The organism is Streptococcus sp. V940 (assembly GCF_054353495.1).
The window spans coordinates 355320-378136 of record NZ_JBTHHZ010000001.1 but is presented as its reverse complement, the minus strand read 5'-3'; the positions used below and the strand labels follow the sequence as shown (position 1 = coordinate 378136).

17 protein-coding genes and 3 pseudogenes are annotated in these 22817 nt (G+C 41.0%); 1 reads left to right on the top strand and 19 read right to left on the bottom strand.

The window, feature by feature from the left end:
- Nucleotides 1–116 precede the first annotated feature (116 nt).
- From pyrE to miaA, 16 genes and pseudogenes are all read right to left on the bottom strand, one after another.
- Entirely contained in the window at nucleotides 117–749 is a 633-nt protein-coding gene (gene pyrE / locus ACXYSM_RS01995) for an orotate phosphoribosyltransferase (protein ID WP_458634172.1), read from the bottom strand.
- Nucleotides 750–780: 31 nt separating this feature from the next.
- The gene (pyrF, locus tag ACXYSM_RS01990) at nucleotides 781–1482 is read right to left on the bottom strand and encodes an orotidine-5'-phosphate decarboxylase (protein ID WP_458634171.1); all 702 of its coding nucleotides are present in this window, start codon (nucleotides 1480–1482) and stop codon (nucleotides 781–783) included.
- A 207-nt stretch (nucleotides 1483–1689) separates the two neighbouring features.
- Nucleotides 1690–2955, bottom strand: coding sequence for a cell division protein FtsQ/DivIB (locus tag ACXYSM_RS01985; RefSeq protein WP_458634170.1), 1266 nt, complete (start codon nucleotides 2953–2955; stop codon nucleotides 1690–1692).
- A 9-nt stretch (nucleotides 2956–2964) separates the two neighbouring features.
- Entirely contained in the window at nucleotides 2965–4023 is a 1059-nt protein-coding gene (locus ACXYSM_RS01980; RefSeq protein ID WP_036755417.1) for a UDP-N-acetylglucosamine--N-acetylmuramyl-(pentapeptide) pyrophosphoryl-undecaprenol N-acetylglucosamine transferase, read from the bottom strand.
- 1 nt (nucleotide 4024) lies between these two features.
- On the bottom strand, nucleotides 4025–5377 hold the full coding sequence (gene murD / locus ACXYSM_RS01975; RefSeq protein WP_458634169.1) for a UDP-N-acetylmuramoyl-L-alanine--D-glutamate ligase: 1353 nt from the start codon (nucleotides 5375–5377) through the stop codon (nucleotides 4025–4027).
- Nucleotides 5378–5637: 260 nt separating this feature from the next.
- A pseudogene (locus ACXYSM_RS01970) lies at nucleotides 5638–5886 on the bottom strand (SIALI-17 repeat-containing surface protein); the annotation flags it as partial.
- Between the two features lie 27 nt (nucleotides 5887–5913).
- Nucleotides 5914–12162, bottom strand: a pseudogene (locus ACXYSM_RS01965) (SIALI-17 repeat-containing surface protein); the annotation flags it as partial.
- 251 nt (nucleotides 12163–12413) lie between these two features.
- Nucleotides 12414–12561 (bottom strand): annotated as a pseudogene (locus tag ACXYSM_RS01960) (YSIRK-type signal peptide-containing protein); the annotation flags it as partial.
- Nucleotides 12562–12858: 297 nt separating this feature from the next.
- Entirely contained in the window at nucleotides 12859–14607 is a 1749-nt protein-coding gene (locus ACXYSM_RS01955; RefSeq protein ID WP_458634693.1) for a glycoside hydrolase family 13 protein, read from the bottom strand.
- A gap of 231 nt (nucleotides 14608–14838) precedes the next feature.
- Nucleotides 14839–15033, bottom strand: coding sequence for a helix-turn-helix transcriptional regulator (locus ACXYSM_RS01950; RefSeq protein ID WP_006150191.1), 195 nt, complete (start codon nucleotides 15031–15033; stop codon nucleotides 14839–14841).
- Nucleotides 15034–15039: 6 nt separating this feature from the next.
- The gene (locus tag ACXYSM_RS01945) at nucleotides 15040–15369 is read right to left on the bottom strand and encodes a hypothetical protein (protein WP_006152229.1); all 330 of its coding nucleotides are present in this window, start codon (nucleotides 15367–15369) and stop codon (nucleotides 15040–15042) included.
- 428 nt (nucleotides 15370–15797) lie between these two features.
- On the bottom strand, nucleotides 15798–16553 hold the full coding sequence (locus ACXYSM_RS01940; protein WP_458634168.1) for an SDR family NAD(P)-dependent oxidoreductase: 756 nt from the start codon (nucleotides 16551–16553) through the stop codon (nucleotides 15798–15800).
- A 20-nt stretch (nucleotides 16554–16573) separates the two neighbouring features.
- Complete coding sequence (gene rnz, locus ACXYSM_RS01935; RefSeq protein WP_458634167.1) at nucleotides 16574–17503, bottom strand: ribonuclease Z; 930 nt, start codon at nucleotides 17501–17503, stop codon at nucleotides 16574–16576.
- Nucleotides 17504–17517: 14 nt separating this feature from the next.
- On the bottom strand, nucleotides 17518–18141 hold the full coding sequence (locus ACXYSM_RS01930) for a cystathionine beta-lyase (RefSeq protein ID WP_458634166.1): 624 nt from the start codon (nucleotides 18139–18141) through the stop codon (nucleotides 17518–17520).
- Nucleotides 18134–19372 (bottom strand): GTPase HflX, encoded by a 1239-nt coding sequence (gene hflX, locus ACXYSM_RS01925; RefSeq protein ID WP_458634165.1) that lies wholly within the window; start codon nucleotides 19370–19372, stop codon nucleotides 18134–18136. The genes ACXYSM_RS01930 and hflX overlap by 8 nt, the downstream gene beginning before the upstream one ends.
- Complete coding sequence (gene miaA / locus ACXYSM_RS01920; protein ID WP_458634164.1) at nucleotides 19365–20249, bottom strand: tRNA (adenosine(37)-N6)-dimethylallyltransferase MiaA; 885 nt, start codon at nucleotides 20247–20249, stop codon at nucleotides 19365–19367. Before miaA ends, hflX begins: the two co-directional genes overlap by 8 nt.
- A 122-nt stretch (nucleotides 20250–20371) precedes the next feature.
- Between miaA and ACXYSM_RS01915 the strand changes: the two genes are divergently transcribed.
- On the top strand, nucleotides 20372–20542 hold the full coding sequence (locus tag ACXYSM_RS01915) for a DUF3042 family protein (RefSeq protein WP_001051780.1): 171 nt from the start codon (nucleotides 20372–20374) through the stop codon (nucleotides 20540–20542).
- 43 nt (nucleotides 20543–20585) lie between these two features.
- Here ACXYSM_RS01915 and ACXYSM_RS01910 read toward each other — a convergent pair whose 3' ends face one another.
- The 3 genes from ACXYSM_RS01910 to ACXYSM_RS01900 form a co-directional block, all read right to left on the bottom strand.
- Nucleotides 20586–21425 (bottom strand): thymidylate synthase, encoded by an 840-nt coding sequence (locus tag ACXYSM_RS01910; protein ID WP_458634163.1) that lies wholly within the window; start codon nucleotides 21423–21425, stop codon nucleotides 20586–20588.
- 101 nt (nucleotides 21426–21526) lie between these two features.
- On the bottom strand, nucleotides 21527–22486 hold the full coding sequence (locus ACXYSM_RS01905; protein WP_458634162.1) for an ROK family glucokinase: 960 nt from the start codon (nucleotides 22484–22486) through the stop codon (nucleotides 21527–21529).
- Between the two features lie 110 nt (nucleotides 22487–22596).
- Nucleotides 22597–22817, bottom strand: a 221-nt coding sequence (locus tag ACXYSM_RS01900; protein ID WP_458634161.1) for an Ltp family lipoprotein, incomplete at its 5' end; no start/stop codon positions are given.

Here is a 22817-nt window from a genome sequence, read left to right as displayed (position 1 = left end):
ATCTTACCTCTTTTTCAGAATCCTTTCAAAAATTTTGTCTTGAAATTTCAAACTGATTACCTGGACCTTTCAAAAGAAATCAGGTAACCCTAGGGGTTACCTGATTTCTATATATCTTAAGCATTTTGCCAATTTTCTTGGTCTTCTTTAAAGCGTTTTAAGAGAGCAAGTCCTTCTGGTGTGATGTAGCCTTCTTCTTGGGCTAGGTGAATGAGCTCACTGTAGTTTGAAAGAGTCACCAATTTGACACCAGCATCCGCAAAGTTTTTATCTGCTTTTGGTAATTGATAGCTGAAGATAGCCACGACACCAAGCACATCTGCTCCTTCACGTTTAGCAGCTGCTACAGCTTCAAGAACAGACCCACCAGTTGAAATCAAATCTTCAACAACAACCATCTTTTGCCCTTGAGCTACACGGCCTTCGATTTGGTTTCCAGCTCCGTGGTCTTTTGGTTTGCTACGGATATAAGCAAATGGCAGATTCATCTTATCAGCGATGATAGCACCATGTGGGATACCTGCAGTCGCTGTTCCTGCAATCACTTCTACCTCTGGGAAATCTGTCTTGATGGCTTCTACAAAACCATTCTCAATCAAGGTACGTGTCTCTGGGTAGGCAAGCGTCACACGATTATCCGTATAAATCGGTGACTTGATACCTGATGCCCAAGTGAAGGGTTCTTCTGGCTTGAGGTAAACAGCTTGAATTTTCAATAGATGGCTAGCAATGTCTTTAGCAAGTGTCATGGGTTTCTCCTTTGTATTTTATACTTTATTCTTATTTCCAGTCTTGTGTCCATTCATCCTTGATAGCATGATAAGCTGCTACTGGATCAGTGGCTTGAGTGATTGGGCGTCCGACAACGATATAGTCACTACCAATATGATAAGCATCTGCTGGTGTCATGACTCGTTTTTGGTCTCCAACAGCGGCTCCAGCAGGCCGAATACCTGGTGTCAGACAGATAAAGTCTTGGCTAGTAGCTTCTTTGATGAGCTTCACTTCCTGAGCTGAACAAACCACTCCATCTAAACCTGCTTTAGCGGTTTTCTTAGCATAATGAATGACAGATTCTTGAAGACTGGTTTGAATATTTTGAAACTCTCTCATTTGCTCCTCAGAGGTTGAAGTTAACTGAGTGACAGCAATCAATTTAGCTTCTTTCCCAAGTCCTTCACGCGCAGCCTTCATCATCTCAACGCCACCTGCTGCATGAACGTTTGTCATATCAACGCCAAGATGAGACAAGACCTTCATGGCTGATTTGACTGTATTTGGAATATCATGGAGCTTGAGATCCAGAAAGACACTATGTCCCAAACCTTTCAGATAAGAAACAATCTCAGGTCCTGTAGCGTAATAGAGTTCCATACCTACTTTTAGATAGAGGCTCTCTCCTGCTGGAAAAAGAGCTAAAAATTGCTTGACTGCCTCAAAACTTGGAAAATCAAGAGCAATGACTGGACGAGCTTCGCGCATACTTTTCTCCTTTTACCTTTGTAAGCTAGAGAGCATGAAAAAAGGAACCTGCCTACAGCAAGGTTCCACGAAAAATGGGTAGTCTCCACCCTTTCACCGTCTAACCTTAGCTGCCTCTCTGGACTGCTTTAAAGGTTTTTTACTATTCTATTATTTAAAGCAGTACTTGTCAAGTAAAAACAAGTAACTGAACGAATCATCTGAAACTTAACGACTCTGTGTTGTTTGAGTCGTCTGTGTTGTTTGATCTTGATTTCCTTGCTCAGCTTGTTTTTTCTTCTCTTCTTCCTGCTTCTTCTTTTCCTCTTCTTTGGCTTTGACTCTTTCGTCATCCAGAGCCTTATCCACTAGACTATAGCTATAAATACCGACCTCCATGTCAATACCGCTAGGAACTGTCAACTGTGGTTTTATCTTACTATAGTATGGTAATTTCTTCCCTAGTTCTGATAGTGGCACCAAAATCTCGTCTGTGTCATACATGGTAATCTTTAGAAGGTCACTTGTTACCTTGCTTGGTGCAAGTTCAATCTTCTCAATCTCTTGCTTAATTTCTGGACTAACTTCATTTAGCTGAGAAATTAGGGTTTTAATCTGTTCCGCATCGTTAAACAAAACAGATATGTATTTCTCAGGTAAATTATCAGCATTAACAGCTGTCGATTCAACGCTTCCACTAGATAAGATTGGATAATGGCTATCTCCAGAAACAGAGTAGGCTACAATCTCAAATTCTTTAACTTCAATAGTAAAGTGAACTGGGAATTGATAAGTTATCTTAGCAGATTCAATCCAGTGATTTGATTTGACCATTTCCGCATGCTTATCTTTATTTAAAAGCAAGCTGATTGTATAGTCACTGTCACGAATGCCAGACGCTTCTTTAACTTGGTCTGCACTTGTCTGAACAGTGCCCGTAACCTCAATATGTTTCATTGTAGCTAGAGGGCTTAGAAGATAAATAGACAAGAATAAGATTATAAAACTTGGGACGAGGATTGTAACTGCTCGCCAGATATGTATAGAAGGAATGGCTGGTTTTGGAGGTTTACTCTTGGTTTTTGCCTTTTTCTGTTTCTTAACCTTTTCGTCAGCTTTTTCTTTCTCTACTTGAGCCTGACTCTTAGAGTCTTCTTGAGGAGTTTCCTCCGAATCTTTCTCTTCATTTGAAGTCTCATCGCTAGTACCCGAATCCTTCTCTTCAGATTTTTCGGATTCTTCGTCCACTTCTTCAGAACTCGTAGAGTTTTCTTCCGTTCTTTTGCTCAAATACTCGTGATGTTGTTTTTGCCATTCTGACACTTCTTGAGCGCTTTCAGAAGACTCTGATACTTGTTCTTCTTTTTCACGAGCTTCTTCTTCGGCACGTTTCGCCTCTTCTTCAGCTTTTTTTTGAAGATATTCTTGATTTCGTTTTTGCCACTCCGACAATTCCTTGCCTTGAGTGTCCTGATTCTTTTTATCCTTTGACATCAATTTTCCTTATGATAAATCTTTTTTGAGTAGCTCATAAAAATCTGCCACAGATTTTAATTCCTGAGAATTCTTCATCTTGTTTTGGTAAATCTCTTTGTTGGTCAAGAGTTGATTTACTTTTTCTTCTAAAGTTGACAAAGTCAAATCGCTCTCTTGCAACTCCTCAGCATAGCCTTTCTTGACAAAATAGGCTGCATTTTCAATCTGGTCTCCACGACTGGCTTCACGACCCAGTGGCACAATGACATGCAATTTAGCCATAGCAAGGAGTTCAAAAATCGTATTGGCACCACCACGAGTGATGACCACGTCAGCCATATTCATGAGTGGTTGATAGAGTTCCGTCGCATAGTCAACACGGTAGAGGTTTGAACTTAGTTCATTTAAACTAGCATCACCTGTCAGGTTAATGATATTATAGCGACTAGTCAGCTCTTCCTTATGGTCTGTTACTAGTTGGTTAAAGACACGCGCCCCAGCAGAACCTCCAACAAAGAGAAGAGTTGGTAACTTGTCGTTGAAAGAAGTTCGGATATCCACCATTTCTTCAGGTTCTTCCATAACTGGACCTGAAACCTTGGTCACAGCTCCTACATGTTCTACCTTAGTGAGACTAGACGCTTGCTCGAAAGTAGAGTACATCTTAGTCGCAAACTTATAGGCAATTTTATTGGCCAATCCCATAGAGAGATCAGACTCGTGGATGAAGACTGGTACTCTGCATACTCGCGCTGCGATAACAGGAGGAACAGATACAAATCCACCCTTAGAAAAGAGGGCTTGTGGACGAACTCGAAGCATGATAAAGAGCGATTGAAGAATTCCAAAAGCAACCTTAAAGACGTCAACCATATTTTGCCATGAGAAATATCGACGTAATTTCCCTGTTGCAATCGAATGGAAGGTAACATCTAAACCTGACTTGAGAATTTCATGATGCTCAATCCCATTTTTATCACCAATATAGTGGACTTCCCAGCCATCTTCGATAAACTTAGGCATTAACAAAAGGTTGAGGGTAACGTGTCCAACCGTTCCCCCACCAGTAAATACTATTTTTTTCATATTATCCCTTTAACTCCGCTACAGTGTCGATGAAAAGATCTCCACGTACTTCAAAGTTAGCATACATATCCCAGCTCGCATTGGCAGGACTAAGGAGAACAACATCTCCTTCTTCTGCAAGTTCAGAAGCCTTACGAGTCGCATCTGCAATATCAGTCGCGTCAACATAAGCCACACCAGCTTTATCCGCTGCACGTTTGACACGTTCTGCAGATTGACCGAGGATAACCATTTTCTTCAGTCCGGTAATATCTGGAACCAATTCGTCAAACTCATTGCCACGATCCAACCCACCAGCAATCAAGATAACCTTGCTATTATCAAATCCTGACAAGGCTTTTTGAGTTGCTAAGATATTGGTCGACTTGCTATCGTTATAGAATTTCACACCCTTGATTTCATCTACAAACTGGAGACGGTGTTTAACTCCACCAAAGGCTGACAAGGTTTCCTTGATGATCTCATTGTCCACACCACGAAGTTTAGCTACAGCGATGGTTGCAAGAGCATTTTCTACATTGTGGCTACCTGGCACTCCGATTTCATTAGCTGCCATGACTTTTTCACCACGGAAGTAGAGAAGACCATCTTCAAGATAAGCACCGTCAACCTTTTCAAGTGTTGAGAATGGTACTACAGTCGCATTTGTCTTTGTCGCAAGTTCTTTAGCTAATTCCTGGTTGAAGTTCAATACTAGGTAATCAGCTGCTGTCATATTGCTTTGGATATTCCACTTGGCTGCTACATAGGCTTCAAAAGAACCGTGATAGTCAATATGTGTTGGCATCAGGTTGGTGATAACAGCAATTTCAGGATGGAATTCCTGGATTCCCATTAATTGGAAAGAAGAAAGTTCCATGACAAGGGTATCCTTATTTGTTGCTGTCTGAGCTACCTGGCTTGCGGGATAACCGATGTTCCCTGATAAGAGGCCATTTTGCCCAGCCGCAGTTAGAACTTCTCCAATCATGGTTGTCGTCGTTGTCTTCCCATTTGACCCAGTAATGCCGATGATTGGAGCTTCTGAAATCAAATAGGCCAACTCAACCTCAGTCAAGACTGGAATACCTTTTTCTAGAGCTTTTTCAATCATAGGATTGCTATAAGGAATACCAGGATTTTTCACCATGAGAGCAAAATCTTCATCCAACAATTCCAAGGGATGACCACCAGTTACAACCTTGATACCATCTTCCAAAAGGCTTTGAGCAGCTGGATTTCCCTCAAAAGGCTTGCCATCATTCACCGTTACGATGGCTCCTAGCTTATCCAAGAGACGAGCTGCAGACTCACCTGATTTAGCTAAACCTAGGACTAATACTTTCTTATTTTCAAATTGATCAATTCGTTTCATATCTAGAACTCCATTTCTACTCTTACTATTTTACCATTTTTATGAAAATAAAAAAGCCACAAAGGGCTTTCTTATTTGTTTTTTGTTATTTGAAAACTCAATTATCAAGTTTCGCATCTTTGTTAAGGATTTTTTGCTACCAAGAAACATAAAAAAGCGGACAAGATCTAGTTCTGTTTCTTGAAACTAGTTTGTCCACTTTTTATAGTTGAGATTGTTTTCTTGTCCAATCTCTATAATCTAAATACTGTCAGATTATTTTATTCTTCGTCTTTCTTCTTGCCCATTGCAAAGAGTCCAAGAAGCGCTCCTACAATACCTGCTGTTGCAAGGGTTGCATTTTCCTTAGTACCTGTTTCAGGGAGAATATGTTGACGGCTTGCAGGTGCCTGGTAAGTCTTGTCTTGTGACATAGCCATGGCTACAAGAGATTGATTATCTTTGTACTCCGGTACTTCATTGACCGCTGCTTCGGCTGCGTTCACACCACCAGTATATTCTGGAACTTCGTTCACCGCTGCAAAGACTGCATTGGCACCACCTTTGTACTCTGGCACATCGTTAACCGCTGCTTCGGCTGCGTTCACGCCACCAGTATATTCTGGTACTTCGTTTACCGCTGCAAAGACTGCATTGGCACCACCTTTGTACTCTGGAACTTCGTTCACCGCTGCCTCGACTGCATTCACACCACCAGTGTATTCTGGAACTTCGTGAACTGCTGGTTCGACTACATTCGCTCCTAAAGTATGTTCTGGTACTTCGTGAACTGCTGCTTCAACTCCATTCACGCCACCTGTGAACTCTGGAACTTCATGTACTGCTGGTTCTTCTCCATTCACGCCTCCAGTGTATTCTGGAATTTCGTGAACTGCTGGTTCTTCTCCATTCACACCACCTGTGAACTCTGGAACTTCGTGTACAGCCGGTTCTGTCTTAGCGCTTTCAGCATCTGCCTTAGTCAATTGAATGCGGTATTCCTTAATATGTTTACCACTTTCTGAAACAAGATGAATCAAGACTGGAAGTTTATCATCACCACTATCAACAATAGTTGCTGCTACGTTTTCGCCAGCTTCTACTGTTACTTGAGGACGATTTCCACTGTAGGTTACTTGGTAATCCACACGATCTTCAGAGAAGTCAGCAATCTCTTTACCATCCACAAGAAGTTTTGCAGCTGTACTATCCTTAGGTTCCTCACTTGGAGCAATGAAGGCCATTTCTGTAATAGCTACACCCTTGGTATCAGCTTTTCTATCCATGCGCCATCTCATAGCCTTAGCTTTAACTGGGGCAAAGGTTACATGGATATCAGTACCTGCTTGAATCTCTTGATCCGCACGGTATTCAACTTTCTCCCAGTTAGAAGGAGTGTTGAATGGATGTTCTGGATCGTATGGTTGGTAGTTAGAGTAGTATTCTGGCGAGTCAAATTCTGGTCCCACATAGCGCTCTAAGACTAGTTTAGAAGGTGCATCTGTACCACCATCTGAGAAGAATCGAATGCTTCCTTCAGCAACTGTACGTTCAACAATCTTGCCAGCTTCTCTAAAGATAACCCCTACTGAAACTTCTGGATTATCAGATGGAGTTGGAGACCAGTTAGTCCAACGACGGGTTTCATCATCTGAACCATCGTTAACATAGTCCACACGATCATGAGAATTTGGATCAATATCATTGGTCGCAGAAGCAAATGAACGGTTGCTATCGTCATCGAAGTCTGGGTTGTCTGATAGGTTTTCACCGAGTTTATCAGTCACACGTACTGCCACTTCAGCAGTTAAATCAGTACCTAAAACGCGACCACGAACTGTAAATTCACCTGCAGTCGCTAGATTTTCAGCCGGAACTTCATCCCATTCAACTGCCAAGTCTTTGACTTCATAGCCATCTTTACCTGTGAAGTAAACAGCGACTTTCGCAGGTAACTCAAGTGCATGCCCCTTAGCAACCAGGCGTGATGATTTCACAGCAACAACAGGTTTACTTGCTAGCAAGTCTTTATCATTTGTAAAGTGGAGACGGTATTCACCTAGAATATCTCCGTTTTCAGCCTTAACGACAACACGAACTGGATCCCCTTCACGAACGCTTGGAATCACTGTAGCAATACCATTATCTGATACACTTGCTGTTACTGTTGGTGCTTGGTCTTCTTTAGCTTCTAGATAATAGTCAGTCAAGCCAGGGTTAAAGTTTGGCAAATCTTTTCCATCTACTTGGATTTGAGCTTGAGCTTTCTTAGCTGGAGCTACTTGTTTAGAGAAAATTTGAATTTCTGTAATGGAAGTACCCCATTTACCATCTGGTCTAACCATACGGATACGAACTGCATAGGTATTGACTTTATCAAAGCTAAAGTGAGTCATTTCTCCAGCTCTCACTTGATCTGGAGCTTTAAGATTTGTCACTTGTTTCCAGTTATTGTCATCGTTAAAGACGTGGTCTTCACTAGCTACAAAGCTTGGGTTCTTAGGAACTGTTGGAACATCTTTTCCTACATAGTATTCGATGACATAAGACTTAGGTGCACCAACACCGTGGTCTTCGTGGAAGGCAACATTGAGATTGTCAACCGAACGTTTAGACAGGATACCAGAATCACCAAAGAGGATTCCTACTGATGCTTCACTTGTACGTTTCCAGTTTGTCCAGCGGTTTGCCGGTTGATCATTAAATGAGATTAGTTTGTCATTGACATTGGCTACTGAGTCGCTTGGATTTGAATCTGATGCAAAGGCAAGTGGCAACTCTGAACCTGTCCACTGGTCAGAAATGTTTGCACCAGTTTCTGTCTGAGCAGAAACACGCACATGAAGTTTCGTTGGTAACTGAGTACCTTCCACATGCCCTGTCACTGTAAAGCTACCTTCTTGTGCATACTGGCTTGGGTCAATAGCATCCCAAGTCACTTTAGCTGAAGATACTTGGCCGTTTGAGTGGTAAGTACGAACACTTTCTGGTAATTGAGGAGCTTCTGAAACTGGGGTTGTTGTAGTCACTTCTTCGACTGCAATGATACCTTCTACAGAAACTTTGGCATGAGCTTCGTTTTCAATTCCTTCTACTTTACCTAGAACATCAAAGCTATGGTATTTAGCAAGGTCTTCCTTAGCAACTGCTTGCCAAGTTACCTTGTGAACTTTTGGAAATCCTTTATCGTACTCTACCGTTACTGTATCAGGTAGACTTGGTTCTTGGTTCAAACCTGTCACGACACTTACTGGACGAATGACCTGGACAACTTTATTTTCAGTATTTGCTTGGATGTTCAAGTCAATCTGACCTTCAGCTCCTTCAAATTGAGCTTTCAAAGTTACTTGACCAGGTTTATGCAATTCAAGCATACCTTTACGAACAGCTACGTCTCCTTCACCTGATGTTGAGAAGGTTACCTTGTCAGCTTTTAATACGGCCTGAGTTCCATCTTGATAATGAGCCAAGACCTTGATACCAACTGTTTGGTCTTCTTTCAGTGCGTCTGCATTTTCAACTTCTAGGCTTAAACGTTCAATCTGAGGAGCTTCTTGTAAGAATTGGATAGCATAAGTCTGAAGTGCTCCACCATCATTTGGTTGAACATAAATACTAGCACGCATACCATTTGCTTCGTTAGCTTGAATAACAGTAACTTGCGCATTTTCAGCTAAAGCTTTGACTTCAGGCAAAGTAGCTCCATAAGCAAGTTTATGGTATAGAACCGGTTGGTCAGTTGAGAGCCCTTCTACAGGCTGGTCTGCAACAGTTACAGTCGGTACTACTGGTGAGGCCGCTTGACCTTCTGCGACTACAAAGGTTGCAGCGATTTCATCATCACCTGAAATTCCTTTAGCTTGGATACGAGAGCCTGGGATAGCTAATTTAGCTTGATCTTCAGCTGCAACTTCCCACCTATCAACGTCATAGCTTCCTAGAGTACCATCTGACAAGACATAGCTAACAGATGGATCAACCGTACTCAGATCTGTAGTTGGTGCAATTCTCTTAACTACAGGTAATTCTGCTTGGAGTGCCAAGACTTCAACACGCGCTTCCACATCTCTTCCGTCAGCCACACCTTTAACAGTAAAAATGCCAGGTTGGTTGACATCAACTGCGGACCATTCTACTGGAAGTTTTACACGACTGCCATCACTGTAGATAAATCCTACTTTTGAAGGCATTTTCGCTTCTTGGCCAATAACGGTACGTACTTTAGGTACCTCAGTTCCTAAAACAGTTTTTTCTGCTTGGTCTTTTTTACCTGTGAAGATTGTTGTTTGACCAGATTTCAAGAAATCAGAGTGAGCAGTCAAGGTAAATTTACCTGCTTGCTCCGTTGATTTGACAATCACAACACCCTTACCATTAAAGGCTTTGCGAATCCATGAACCATCTGCTTGTTCTTTGTAACGTTCACGGCTGGCTTGTTCCCCGTTGTCCACACCGACAATCTGACCTTGTCCATGTAATTGGAAGCGAACCAGGTTATTGGCAGTTGGAACCACGTTCCCCTTGCTATCAACGATTTCGTAGTAGATATAAGTGAGGTCTTTTCCGTCAGCTGCGATCGCATTTTCTTCTTTGATCAAACGAACTCCTGCAGGTTCTCCAGCAGTCACAATCTTATCACGAGCAATGATATTACCAGCTTCGTCACGAGCTACTGCTTCTAAAGTACCAGCTTCAAAAGCCACCTTCCATTCAAGGTAAAGTTCATTCGCATTAGCACCCTCTTGGTAAGTACGTCCATCACTTGTTTGTTTTTTAGTAAATGTCTTCTTGCCTAGAGTATTACCATTCAAGAATAGTTCTACACTTGCAGCATTAGAATAGGCACGGACTGGAATATTACCATTTGCGTCCGCTACATTCTCTTTTAGAGTCTGATTTTCCCAATTCCAGTGAGGAAGCAAGTGAACCATTGGTTTCTTCTCAACAGAAACCCACTGGCTTTGGTACAAGTAGTAGTCATTCTTTGGAATACCAGCTGTATCTACGATACCAAAGTAAGAGCTTTTAACTGGTGTGTGGTTTTGGTTGTGCCATGGAGTAGGTTCACCTATATAGTCCGTACCTGTCCAGATGAACTGACCTGCGTAACCAGCATTGTCACGGTCAAAAGTCCAAGATGCTGTTGCTGTTTTACCCCAACCAACACGGTCATTACCGTAGTCTGATTGCTCGTAATTACGGTAAGCCTGATTGCTGTGGACCAATTCACGCTCTGGGCGGAAATAACTTCCACGTGTACGAGTAGCTGAAGAAGTTTCAGAACCGTAAATCAACCAATTTGGATGTTTCGCACGAAGTTTCTTGTAGTTATCTTCTGAGTAGTTAAATCCAACGGCATCCAGTTCATTCGCGATTTTTTCATGATCACCACTACCATCACCAAAACGGAACTTATCTGCTCCCATAGTGACATAGCGTGTCTTATCAACAGCCTTGATCACTTGAACCAAGCGTTTAACCGTTGCTAGAGAACGAGGTTTTCCATCTGCTTCACCGATTTCATTACCGATAGACCACATGACGATAGCAGGGTTGTTCTTGCCTCTTTCGACCATGGTACGCAAGTCAAAATCAGACCATTTTTCACCTTTTTTAGCTTCTGGGTGAGTGGCATCTTTATCAAAGAAGCGTCCGTAGTCATACTGTTTCTTACCACCATACCAAGTATCGAAGGCTTCTTCTTGGACCAACAAACCAAGCTCAGCAGCAATCTGCAAAGTTTGCTCACTAGCTGGGTTGTGGGTTGTACGAATAGAGTTCACACCCATATCCTTCATCTGTTTAAGACGGCGGTATTCTGCTTTATAGTTTTCTTCAGCTCCAAGAGCTCCATGGTCATGGTGAAGAGAAACTCCATGGAATTTAATGCGTTCACCATTCAAAGAGAAACCTTCGTTTGGAGTCCAGTTGTAATAACGGTAACCAAACAAGTCTTTCTTAGCATCTACCAATTGACCGTCACGATAAACACGTGTAACCAATTCGTAAAGGGCAGGCTTGTCGCTATTAACTGTCCAAAGTTTTGGTTTATCAACTTGTAAAATAGCATTCAAGCTTGTTGATTGATGAGCTTTCAAGACTTGACTAGCTGTACGAACTAGGTCCGTTACAGCTTGACCATTACGTTCAATGATTTGATACTCAGCAAGAATTTCATGATCTTTATCATCAGTATTGACGATCTTACTTGTTACATGAGTATCTACCTTACCATTTTGTTGTTTTTCAAGGTCTGGAGTTAAGATAGTTGTTCCATTTTTCTCAGTATGGACCTTATCTGTGACTTGAAGGGTAACATCACGGTAAATCCCGCTTCCTGAGTACCAACGGCTACTTGGTTGTTTGTTGATGGCATGCACTGCTACGACATTCTCGCGACCGTCTTTATGGAGATAGTCAGTGATGTCATATGAGAATTGGTTGTAACCATTTGGATAGTGACCAACTAGCTGTCCATTTACATAAACCTGAGAATCCATGTAAACCCCATCAAATGTGATACGAACATTCTTATTGAGGTCTTCTTCATCGAGTTTAAAGGTCTTACGATACCAAGCATCACCACCATTGAGTTGCCCACCTTCGTTTTGGGCAGGTGAGTCATGGTCAAAGTCATTGTAGATACTCCAGTCATGAGGGAGGTCTAATTTCTTCCAACTAGAAACATCGGCATCTGGCTTGACTGCATCTTTAGCATTGGCATTGAGCTTGAAATGCCAGTTTTGGTTGAATTCTACTTTTCTATCCTCAATCAACTGTTTTACCTCATCATTAGTTGCAGGTTTGAGCTCTGGTTTTTCTGTTTTAGCAGATTGATCCTGAGTCACAGCTGGAGCTTGCTTTTCTACATCAGAAGTTTCTTTTTTCTCAGGAGTAGTCTCAGTAGTTGGGGCTTCCACTTTTTTCTCTACTTCATGATTAGTTTCTACTGCTTCACTGTTAACAGTTTCTTTTGTTACAGGTTGTTCAGAAGCTTTTGAATCTACAGCTTCCTCTTTAGGAGTTTCTTTCTCCACTTTTTCTGTAGCAACAGCGACTGGTGTCTCATCTGCAGATACAGAATTTACACCTGCTAGATTTGCTCCAAATAAAACAGAGCAAGTCCCGATAAGCACTGAGCATGTTCCTACCGTAAATTTACGGATGCTATAGATACTTTTGCGATTCCAATAATCTTTTCCCATAGGGTTCTCCTTGTTAAGTAACCGCTTCCATTTTTTGTTGAAAGCGCTGTACTTTTTTTGTAATTATTACTTCTATTTTATAAAATAATATAGGAAACTTCAATACTATGACTGTAAAAATCATACTTTTGATTGTTTTTTCTATATTTTGTAGAAAACTATAAAAACCTGAATGTACATTTAGAGAAATTTACCAAAAAGCTGTCCTCTAGTAGGACAGCTTATTGTTTTTTATGCATCTAAAGTCACATAATCCCTTCATTTTTTGTAACTAGGTACTTGTTGCAGGTGATTGCTTTATTTCGAAACAGTAATGACAAATCCATCTGGTAAGATGACTTGCTGACCATCTTCAAACTGACAATGGCTCGCTAAGTCAACTGAATCTCTGTCTAAAGTATATTTCTCAGAAGACTGATTAAAGATTGCCTGAACTTCTTTTCCTTCATAATTCCACTTCAATGATAGGACATCTAGTTTCACTTCTTCCAAGCGATAATTTCCATGCTGAATCATACTTGCCACTTCCTTACGGACTTGGATTAATTTCTTCATAAAATTCAGCATGTCATTGTCCACAGACACACGATCCCAAGGCATGACACGACGGCAGTCAGGGTCTGGTCCACCAATTAGTGCTAGCTCTGTTCCATAATAGATACAAGGGGTCCCTTTTTGAAGATAGAGGAAAGTTAGGGCAGCCTTGACATGCTGGATATTTCCTTTAGCTGTTGTAAGGATACGCTCTGTATCATGTGAATCTAAAAGGTTAAACATCACCTCTGAGATTTGTTGCTTGTAGTACATCGACTGGCTATTGATTTCTGAAATAAACTGCTCTGTCTTTTTACGCTGACGCAAGAAATAATCCTTGATACTTTCAGAGAGTGGGTAGTTCATGACAGCATGGAACTCGTCCCCTTGTAGCCAAGGCTGAGAAGTATGCCAGATTTCACCTAAAATATACAAATCAGGCTTTTTAGCTAGAACTGCCTTTCTAAAATCTTTCCAGAACTGATGGTCAATTTCATTGGCAACGTCCAAGCGCCAAGCATCGATATCAAAATTCTCAATCCAGTAGGTCGCAACACTTAAAAGATAGTCCCTAACCTCCGGATTAGCAGTATTCAACTTAGGCATATAGCTAGCAAAGGCAAAGGTATGATAAGGGAGTTGTCTTGGATTCTGAAGTTTATCCTCAGTAACTGGAAATTCTTGGATATGGAACCAATCTTTATATGGTGACTTTTCGCCGTTCTTTAGAACATCCTGCCATTGGACAGACTGGTAGCCGATATGATTGAAAACAGCATCTAGCATAATCTTGATGCCCCGTTTGTGGGCTTCCTCGACTAGATTAGCAAAAACTTCCTTATCCCCAAAGTGACGGTCGATTTCAAAATAATCCGTCGTATCATACTTGTGATTGGTCGTTGCTTCAAAAATCGGACATAGGTAAAGTCCAGTGATTCCCAAATCTTTCAGATAGTCAAGATGATCAATAATCCCTTGTAAATCTCCACCAAAAAAATCATCAATATTAGGTGCAATGGCAGCATCCCACTCTCGAGCTCCATCTGGGGTCAAATTAGGATTTCCATTTGCAAATCGTTCTGGGAAAATCTGATACCATACGGTATTTGAAACCCAGTCAGGTACCTGACAACCGTCAATTTCATGAATATAAGGAAGCTTAAAGCCGTTTCCATCAGCATCTAAGTTTTCTTGAGTATGTTCTACGCACCCCTTATCACCGTAAAAAACACCCTGACCTTCCTCATCAAGGAGCTCAAAGAGATACTGAATCCGTGCAAAATCAACCGATACCGTAACCTGCCAATAGTCAAATAGTGCATCTGAGGTTACTTTGGTCATTTCTTTCTTAGCTTCATACTTATCCTCAATGAAAATAAAAGGATCTCCATAGTGTAAGATAACTTTCTGGACATCATTTTTCTTGGTTCTGATTCGGATATGTAGCTGACCTTCTTTGTAAAGATAAGCAAACTCTGACTCTGGTCTATGATAAATGGCTGTTAATTCCATCATTTGTCTCCTAAATTTAATAAAACGCAAACGTTTTCATAATTGCTAGTTCTAGTATACTATTTTAGCTGTTTATTTGCAATTTTTATACTAGTTTTACGATAGGTATATTGATGGACAAGGGTAAAATTGAGTAGACTCTTTTTGAGCTTTAAAAAGAGAGTTTCCATGAACTGGAAAACTCTCTATCATTACGAATCAGATGATTAGAATAAATGCTATCTGATATCTTTAATCTTCTAAAATGAAAATTTCTTCAACATGTAGTCGTAGCAATCTTGCAATTTTCATTGCTAGTTCAAGTGTAGGATTGTACTTGTCATTCTCTATAGCAATTATGGTTTGTCGACTAACGCCTAATATTCTTGCCATATCTTCCTGACGTAGTCCTTCAGACTTTCTTAACTGTTTGATATTATTTTTCATACAGCATTAGTCTTTCTGAAAACAATAAATGCCAATCGCCAAAACTACGATAAGGATAACAATAATCAAAAATATTCCTTGAACAAGTTTATTAGGTTCTTTGAAATCTTCATCACCGTCAATCATTTTCTGTTTTATGGCAGTTTGTGCAAATCCTTGAACAGAAATAGATAAACATAAAATCAGACATGGTAACATTTCAAGTTCAATGCCTTTTGTAATAGATTGATAAATATTAAATACTGTCCATCCACATAAGCCAAATAGAGCAGTTTTATAACCCCATTCCTCAGAACGTAGCTGAATCGCTCTGTCCATTTCATCCATTTTTCTCATGGTCCTGTTCCTCCAATCTGTTAAAACAATGTTAAGAGTCCTTTACATTTTTTATTATACTCCAAATATATAAAATGTCAAGATGTTTTAACATTTTTTATTTTTTTATTTTTTTATTTTTTTATTTTTTTATTTTTTTATTTTCTTCATCTATTCTAAGAATATTCCTAACTCCAATTTACAGTCTAATCAATCTGAAAAAGGTCAAGTTCTTTTAATCCTATTTTATCTTGACTTCATAAGCTTCGGCTATAGATATACTTTCAGTTATGTTAGACTCGAAGTTTATCCTCTCTTTTCTGCTTTCTTATCACTATTATACCTTAAAGTGGATAAATCGTTATAAACTGTCAGTTTTTCATGTGGTATTTTTCTACAAATTAGCAACCGAAAAAAATAAAAAGCCATTCCTCAAGGGAACAACTTTCTCACTTATAATTAAAAGTTTCCCCAGCCAACTTATCTGCTAACTTGGGAAAGAGGGTATAAAATTTATGAGCTAAATTTAACAAGGCTGGGAGATTGAGCTCGCGTTTGTTTTTTCCGATGGCCTTAACAATTTTTTTAGCTACTGCATCTGGCTCGAGTAGGAAGCGGTCAACCGATTTGAGGTAGGTCCCATCTGGGTCTGCCTGGTCAAAAAATCCTGTACGGATAGGTCCTGGATTAACCGTCGTCACATAGACACCATGGGGCATGAGCTCAAGGCGAAGAGCATTTGAAAAACCGATAGCCGCAAACTTAGTCGCTGAGTAAAGGCTAGACTTGCCAGTTGCTATCAAACCTGCCATGCTGACGATATTGATGATATGCCCTTGTCGAATCTCCTTCATACCAGAAGCAAGCATACGTGATAGATTCATGAGAGCAAAGGTGTTAACCTCAAACATTTGATGAATGTCTTGATCAGAAATCTTGTCAAAATCTTCAAAAATTCCGTAACCAGCGTTGTTAATTAAAACATCAATCTTGCCATAACGCTGATAGAGTTCAGCAACTAGTTCTTCTAAGGCTTGAGCGTCGGTAATATCAATTTCAATCAATTCTGCCTGAGGATGATTTCCGTATAGTTGAGCTAGTTTTTCCTTATCTCTGCCGAGTAAGATGAGTTGGTCATTTGGCAAGAGTTTGACCATTTCTTGGGCTAGACCCCCACTAGCACCTGTAATGAGAATGGTTCGCATGTTTCTCCTTTCTCTAGCAACTAGATTTCCACTTCTTCCAAGTCTTTGACCACATGGACATTTTCAAAAATCGTTGCAGCATCTTTCTTAAGCTGGCTGATATCTTTTGAAAGAAAACGGGCACTGATGTGGTTGAGCAAGAGTCGTTTGGCTCCCGCTTCTGTTGCCACCTGCGCAGCCTGCATATTGGTTGAGTGCCCATGATTGCGGGCAATTTTCTCATCACCCTTACCATAAGTGGACTCATGGACAAGGACATCCGCATTGACAGCCAAACGCACACTGGCATTGGTTTTTCGAGTGTCACCTAAGATAGTGATAATCTTACCAGGGCGTGGGGCTGAGATATAGTCTGCTGCCTTAATCTCGGTGCCGTCTTCTAGGATGACATCCTGACCGTTTTTGATTTTTCCAAAGAGTGGTCCAAATGGTACGCCGGCAGCCTTAAGTTTTTCAGCATCCAGAGTGCCTTCTAGGTCCTTTTGCATGATACGATAGCCCACACAGAAAATAGTGTGATCCAACTCTTCCGCATACACCGTGAATTTATCTGTTTCAAGAATTTTCCCTAGAGAATCTTGGTCGAACTCATGAAAATGAATCTTATAGGGCAGGCGTGAGCCTGACACTCGTAGACTAGTCAAGACAAATGACTTGATGCCTTGGGGACCATAGATTTCCAAATCTGTCTGCTCTTCATTGGCCTGAAAAGCGCGGCTAGAAAGGAATCCTGGCAAACCAAAGATATGGTCTCCATGTAAGTGGGTGATAAAGATTTTGCTGATCTTTCGTGGTCGAATCGTAGTTTCCAGAATGCGATTTTGCGTTCCTTCTCCACAGTCAAAGAGCCAGACTTCGTTAATCTCGTCCAAGAGTTTCAGGGCGAGACTTGAAACGTTGCGGGCTTTAGAGGGCTGACCAGCCCCCGTTCCTAAAAATTGAATATCCATTCGATACTTTCTAATTAATCAATATATAACATAGCGGTGCGATTTTCCGAGCGATAATAAAGCTTGCCAGAAAAAGCTCTAGCTTCTTGTAGTAAATCCTCTTGGCTATATCCCTTAAGTCGCTTTCTTCCATCTGCCAAGGTTTCCAAATCTGTCAAAGCTGTAAGATTTTCCAGGCTGACTACTTCCTCTTCACCGATTCCCTTCATGTAAATTTTCCCAGACTCCTCAAAAACTAGCTGTTGAGGAAAAATTTGCGCAATCTCAAAGAGTAATTCATCCGTAATTGCTTCCTCGTTCTCTGAGAAAATGCGACCTAGTCCTTCTTTCTCGTAGCAAAATCCAAAGGATTTACCAGATAGATTGAGGCGAATAAAGGGCTTGCTTTCTTCCGTGAAACTTGGTTCAGCATTGTAGAGGCTCAGTTCTTGGCTGACTTCTGCAAAATAATCGGTCGCAGCCTCTGGGCTCTTTTTCTGGTAGAGCTCGGCAAAGTAGGCATTCACTACGCTGGGTGGAGGAGTGATGAGGGCTAGCTGCTCCTCTTCAGACCTACCAGCTAAAAGTTGGTCCAGATAGACCTTGTCTAGACTTGTATACCCCCCATACTTGAGAGCTAAAGTTTTGGTATCAGTCATAAAATTCCTCTAATCTCCATTTGTTTTTCTCGGAAATAAAGCCTGTGATGACCTCACAGTCATCTTGGTAGTCACGTTCTTCTAGAATCGCAACACTTTCTAAATCATGAATTTTGTAAGATTTAGAAAAAGGCACGCGCAGAGTAAAGGGTTCAAAAATTTCCTTAATCTTATCTAGCAATAAAGCCTGCAGCTGTTCGCGACTATCCTTAGATTTAGCAGAAATCAATGCATAAGGCGTTTGAGTAGGCGTAAAGTTCTCCACCAAATCTGCTTTATTATAAAGGGTCAAGCGAGGAATATCCTCCATGTCCAAGTCTTTCATGATAGACAGAACCGTTTTTTCATGTTCCTCATGGTAGGGATTGCTGGCATCGATGACATGGACCAGGAGATCTACATGCTTGCTTTCTTCTAGGGTAGACTTGAAACTTGACACTAATTCTGTCGGTAGGTCTTGGATAAATCCAACGGTATCTGTCAAGGTTACCTGTAGATTGCCCCCCAGATGGATGCTTTTAGTTGTTGCATCTAGAGTCGCAAATAGCTCATCCGCTTCATACTGGGTCTTGCTAGTCAAGGTATTCATGATGGTTGATTTACCAGCATTAGTATAGCCAATCAAACCAACCTTAAAGGTACTTGACTCCAAACGTTTTTCTCGAACTGTCGCTCGATTTTTCTCAACCACCTTGAGTTGACGTTCGATATCTGTAATCTGGTTGCGAACACTACGGCGGTTAAGCTCCAGCTGACTTTCACCTGGACCACGGGAACCAATTCCCCCTGCCTGACGGCTGAGCATAATCCCCTGACCAACCAAACGAGGCAAGAGGTATTTGAGCTGAGCTAGATGCACTTGTAGCTTACCTTCATGGCTTCGAGCTCTCATAGCAAAGATGTCCAAAATCAACTGCATACGGTCAATGACCTTGACACCTAAGACTTCCTCTAAATTGACATTTTGTCGAGGTGTCAGACGGTTATTAACGATAACCGTTGTGATTTCTTCTGCGTCCACCATTTGAGCAATTTCTTCCAGCTTACCAGAACCAACAAAGGTTTTAGAGTCGTATTTTTCTCGTTTTTGTCTGTAGCTATCGACTACAACTGCACCAGCCGTCTTAGCCAGACTAGCTAGCTCTTCCATGGAGAGGTCAAAATTATCCATGCCCTGAAGTTCAACACCAATGAGCAGGACTCGCTCCTCTTTTTTCTCCGTTTCAATCATTTAAAAACTCCTCAATCTGGCTTAAAATACGCTCTTTCACACCAGATTCTCCTATCTGATAAAAGGTCACCTGCATGCGATTGCGGAACCAGGTCAACTGGCGCTTGGCAAATCGGCGAGTCGCTTGCTTGAGACTATCACTAGCTTCTGCCAAGGACTGCTCTCCACGAAAATAAGGAAAGAGTTCCTTGTAACCAATTCCTTTAGCGGCCTGCACATCTGGATAATGGTCAAACAACCATTTAGCTTCGTCTAGAAGTCCAGCCTCAAACATCAGGTCTACTCGGTGATTAATACGGTCATAGAGTTGACTACGCTCATCATCCAAGCAAATAATCAGTGGTTCATATAAGCTTTCTTGATTTTCCAAGTCTTGAGCAAAATGAGCAATTTCCAAGGCACGCATAGCACGACGACGATTAAATTGGGGAATTTCAAGACCTGCTTGATCCACCAGATGGGCTAAGTCCTCATCTGAAAAAGACTCTAAGCTAGCACGATAGGCTAAAATCTCCTCATGAGGTGTCTCGCCACCTAGATGATATCCTTCTAGTAGACTCTGAATATAAAGTCCTGTCCCACCAGCGATAATAGCAAGTTTACCGCGATTTTGAATATCCTCGATGGCTGCCTTTGCTTCTGAAACAAAATCAAAAGCCGAGTAAGACTCGGTTACATCTCTCACATCAATCAAGTGATGAGGGACAGTTGCCTGCTCCTCCGGACTTGCCTTGGCCGTTCCAATATCTAGCCCTCGGTAGACTTGTTGGCTATCTCCACTGACTACTTCGCCATTAAATCGCTGAGCAACTTCAATGGCTAGGGCAGTCTTTCCAATAGCTGTTGGACCAACAATCACAATTATTTTGCTTTTCATCGTTTTTCCTTGAAAAATTCCCATTTTTTCGTTACTATTATTATATCACAAAATAGACAGGCAGAAAAATGCTATATCTTAAGCTATTTCCGTCTGATTTATAAATAAAAGGAGGAAGACTCATGGCTAAAGGATTTGCTAAAGGTCTCGTAACAGGTGTTGCAGGAACTGTTGCTGCTGTTGCAGGTGCAGTATACGCATTCAAAAAGAAAGTGATTGAACCAGAAGAACAAAAAGCAGCTTTCATCGAAGAAAATCGTAAAAAAGCAGCTCGCCGTCGCGTATCACGCTAATCAATAAAAAAGAAGTTGGATTTTCCAACTTCTTTTTGTGTTATTAAATAGCCAAATCAAACTTCAATTGCGGTTTCACAGGATCATAGTCAACCAACTCAAAATCCTCTGCTTTAATATCAAAAAAGTTTGTCTTGTCTGGTACATTCAATACCAAACGTGGTTGGCAATCTGATGGTTCACGACGGAGCAATTCCTGAGCTTGTTCAAATTGATTATCATAGATGTGAAGGTTATTGATGAAGTAGAAGAATTTCCCAACCTTCCAGCCAAAGTGTTTGGCAATCATCATTTGAAGAGCCACATACTGCATGGCATTGATGTGATGAGCTACCAGCATATCGTTAGAACGCTGGGTCAAGGTCGCATCCAGATAGATGTCCCCATCTACACGACGGACATCAAACATGGTCTGAAAGGCACATGGAAGAAGGCCGTCTGTTTCCTCAAAAGCTTGGTAATCCCAGAGAGAGATGATATTGCGACGGTTCCAAGGATTAGCTTCTAACTGCTTGAGAATCTTGTTAATGATGTCGTGTTTTTTAACCACAGCCCCATAACGCTCACCGATTGTTCCTGTATCTCCAACTTCCCAGTCATTCCAGTAGTGAACATTGTACTTATCATTTAGAACTTCTAGGCTATTTGTCTGGTCTTGATAAATCCAAAGAACTTCCTTGATAGCTGATTTGATAGCAATTGGACGTAGGGTTGTGATGGGAAATTCACCCTTAGATAAATCATACTCCGCAAAAGCACCTGTGATGTACTTGGAGTTAGCTACTGTTCCATCCTTATACTTGGGACGAGCTTGTTCTGAAAAGACTCCTTCATTGATAATTCGCTCAATATTTTCTTTAAAAATCTTATCTGCTTTTGTCATTTACTCTCTCCTCAACGTTTATTCTTAACTAGTATAGCATAAAAAAAGAAAGGAGGAAAATCACTCGCTTCAAGATAGTGATTTTCTCCTTCTTTTGCTTCTTATTGCAAGACAAGAGATGCTGCTCCGATAACTCCAGCGTCATTTCCTAGAGTTGCAAGAGCTAGCTTAGTTGTTGTACGAACTTGTGGGAAGGTATTTTCATCATAAACCTTTTGCACACCTTGGAGAAGGAATTCCCCAGCAGCTGAAACCCCACCACCGATAACGATTGTTGATGGATTTAGGATAGAACCGATGTTGGCACATGCAATACCCAAGTAACGTGAGAAGTTACGGTAAACGATCAAAGCGAGGTCGTCCCCTTCTTTTGCCAAGTCAAAGACAGTTTTAGCAGTTACTTCTTCACCGTCGTCAATCAAGCGTTTCAACTCCGCATCGCCTTCATATTCATCCGCGTAACGGCGAGTCAAGTTGACAATCCCTGTTGCTGAAGCTACTGTCTCAAGACAGCCTTTTTTACCACAAGTACATGCGATTGGTTGATCAAAGTCAACTGTGATGTGTCCAAGTTCACCAGCAGCACCTGCAACACCGTGAAGCAATTTTCCTTCTGCCACGATACCGCCACCAACACCTGTACCCAGAGTCATAAAGACAACGTCTGGTTGGTTTTCACCAGCACCCATCCAACGCTCACCAAGAGCAGCTACGTTAGCGTCATTGTCGATAAAGAATGGAATACCCAAGGCTTTTTCCATTTTCTCTTTGATCGGTTGAAGAGTTTTCCAGTTGAGGTTGTAGGCACCGATAACAGTCCCTTTTTCACGGTCAACCACACCAGGTGATCCCATTCCAATGCCTCGGAAATCAGTCGCAACCAATCCAAGCAATTCAAAACGATGTTGAATAGATTCAATCATATCGTCTACGATATGGCTTCCTTCATCCAAAATGTTAGTCTTAATAGACCATTTTTCTTGGATTTCTCCTTCTTGAGTTAAAATTGCAAACTTGACAGAAGTTCCACCAAGGTCAATCCCAATAATCTTTTGACTCATCTTTTTCTCCTTTATATTTATTAATGGAAATGCTTACAGACATAGTATAGCAAAAAGATTTATACTATGCAAAGCTTTGTATGGAAAAAGTTACATCTAATAATCAATAACTATTTATCCCCTAGTTTTTGAATGGCATAGTTTGCTTCTTCTTTTGTAAATTTTCCAATCCAAGGAGAAGTTAGCCTGTTATAAATTTCTGTTTTTGATAAATTGCTGTATTTTCGGTATTCTCTTGCTTTAACTAAGGCATTTGCTTTGTAATCCGCATTCAAGTGATTGATGGCATACTGTGCTGCAGAACTTGAAAAACCATGTGAAACTTGTGATG

What these genes read in the sequence shown, in the direction of transcription:
- pyrE (WP_458634172.1), bottom strand. Translation starts at nt 749, where the DNA reads ATGACACTTGCTAAAGACATTGCTAGCCATCTATTGAAAATTCAAGCT.
- pyrF (WP_458634171.1), bottom strand. Translation starts at nt 1,482, where the DNA reads ATGCGCGAAGCTCGTCCAGTCATTGCTCTTGATTTTCCAAGTTTTGAG.
- ACXYSM_RS01985 (WP_458634170.1), bottom strand. Translation starts at nt 2,955, where the DNA reads ATGTCAAAGGATAAAAAGAATCAGGACACTCAAGGCAAGGAATTGTCG.
- ACXYSM_RS01980 (WP_036755417.1), bottom strand. Translation starts at nt 4,023, where the DNA reads ATGAAAAAAATAGTATTTACTGGTGGGGGAACGGTTGGACACGTTACC.
- murD (WP_458634169.1), bottom strand. Translation starts at nt 5,377, where the DNA reads ATGAAACGAATTGATCAATTTGAAAATAAGAAAGTATTAGTCCTAGGT.
- ACXYSM_RS01955 (WP_458634693.1), bottom strand. Translation starts at nt 14,607, where the DNA reads ATGGAATTAACAGCCATTTATCATAGACCAGAGTCAGAGTTTGCTTAT.
- ACXYSM_RS01950 (WP_006150191.1), bottom strand. Translation starts at nt 15,033, where the DNA reads ATGAAAAATAATATCAAACAGTTAAGAAAGTCTGAAGGACTACGTCAG.
- ACXYSM_RS01945 (WP_006152229.1), bottom strand. Translation starts at nt 15,369, where the DNA reads ATGAGAAAAATGGATGAAATGGACAGAGCGATTCAGCTACGTTCTGAG.
- ACXYSM_RS01940 (WP_458634168.1), bottom strand. Translation starts at nt 16,553, where the DNA reads ATGCGAACCATTCTCATTACAGGTGCTAGTGGGGGTCTAGCCCAAGAA.
- rnz (WP_458634167.1), bottom strand. Translation starts at nt 17,503, where the DNA reads ATGGATATTCAATTTTTAGGAACGGGGGCTGGTCAGCCCTCTAAAGCC.
- ACXYSM_RS01930 (WP_458634166.1), bottom strand. Translation starts at nt 18,141, where the DNA reads ATGACTGATACCAAAACTTTAGCTCTCAAGTATGGGGGGTATACAAGT.
- hflX (WP_458634165.1), bottom strand. Translation starts at nt 19,372, where the DNA reads ATGATTGAAACGGAGAAAAAAGAGGAGCGAGTCCTGCTCATTGGTGTT.
- miaA (WP_458634164.1), bottom strand. Translation starts at nt 20,249, where the DNA reads ATGAAAAGCAAAATAATTGTGATTGTTGGTCCAACAGCTATTGGAAAG.
- ACXYSM_RS01915 (WP_001051780.1), top strand. Translation starts at nt 20,372, where the DNA reads ATGGCTAAAGGATTTGCTAAAGGTCTCGTAACAGGTGTTGCAGGAACT.
- ACXYSM_RS01910 (WP_458634163.1), bottom strand. Translation starts at nt 21,425, where the DNA reads ATGACAAAAGCAGATAAGATTTTTAAAGAAAATATTGAGCGAATTATC.
- ACXYSM_RS01905 (WP_458634162.1), bottom strand. Translation starts at nt 22,486, where the DNA reads ATGAGTCAAAAGATTATTGGGATTGACCTTGGTGGAACTTCTGTCAAG.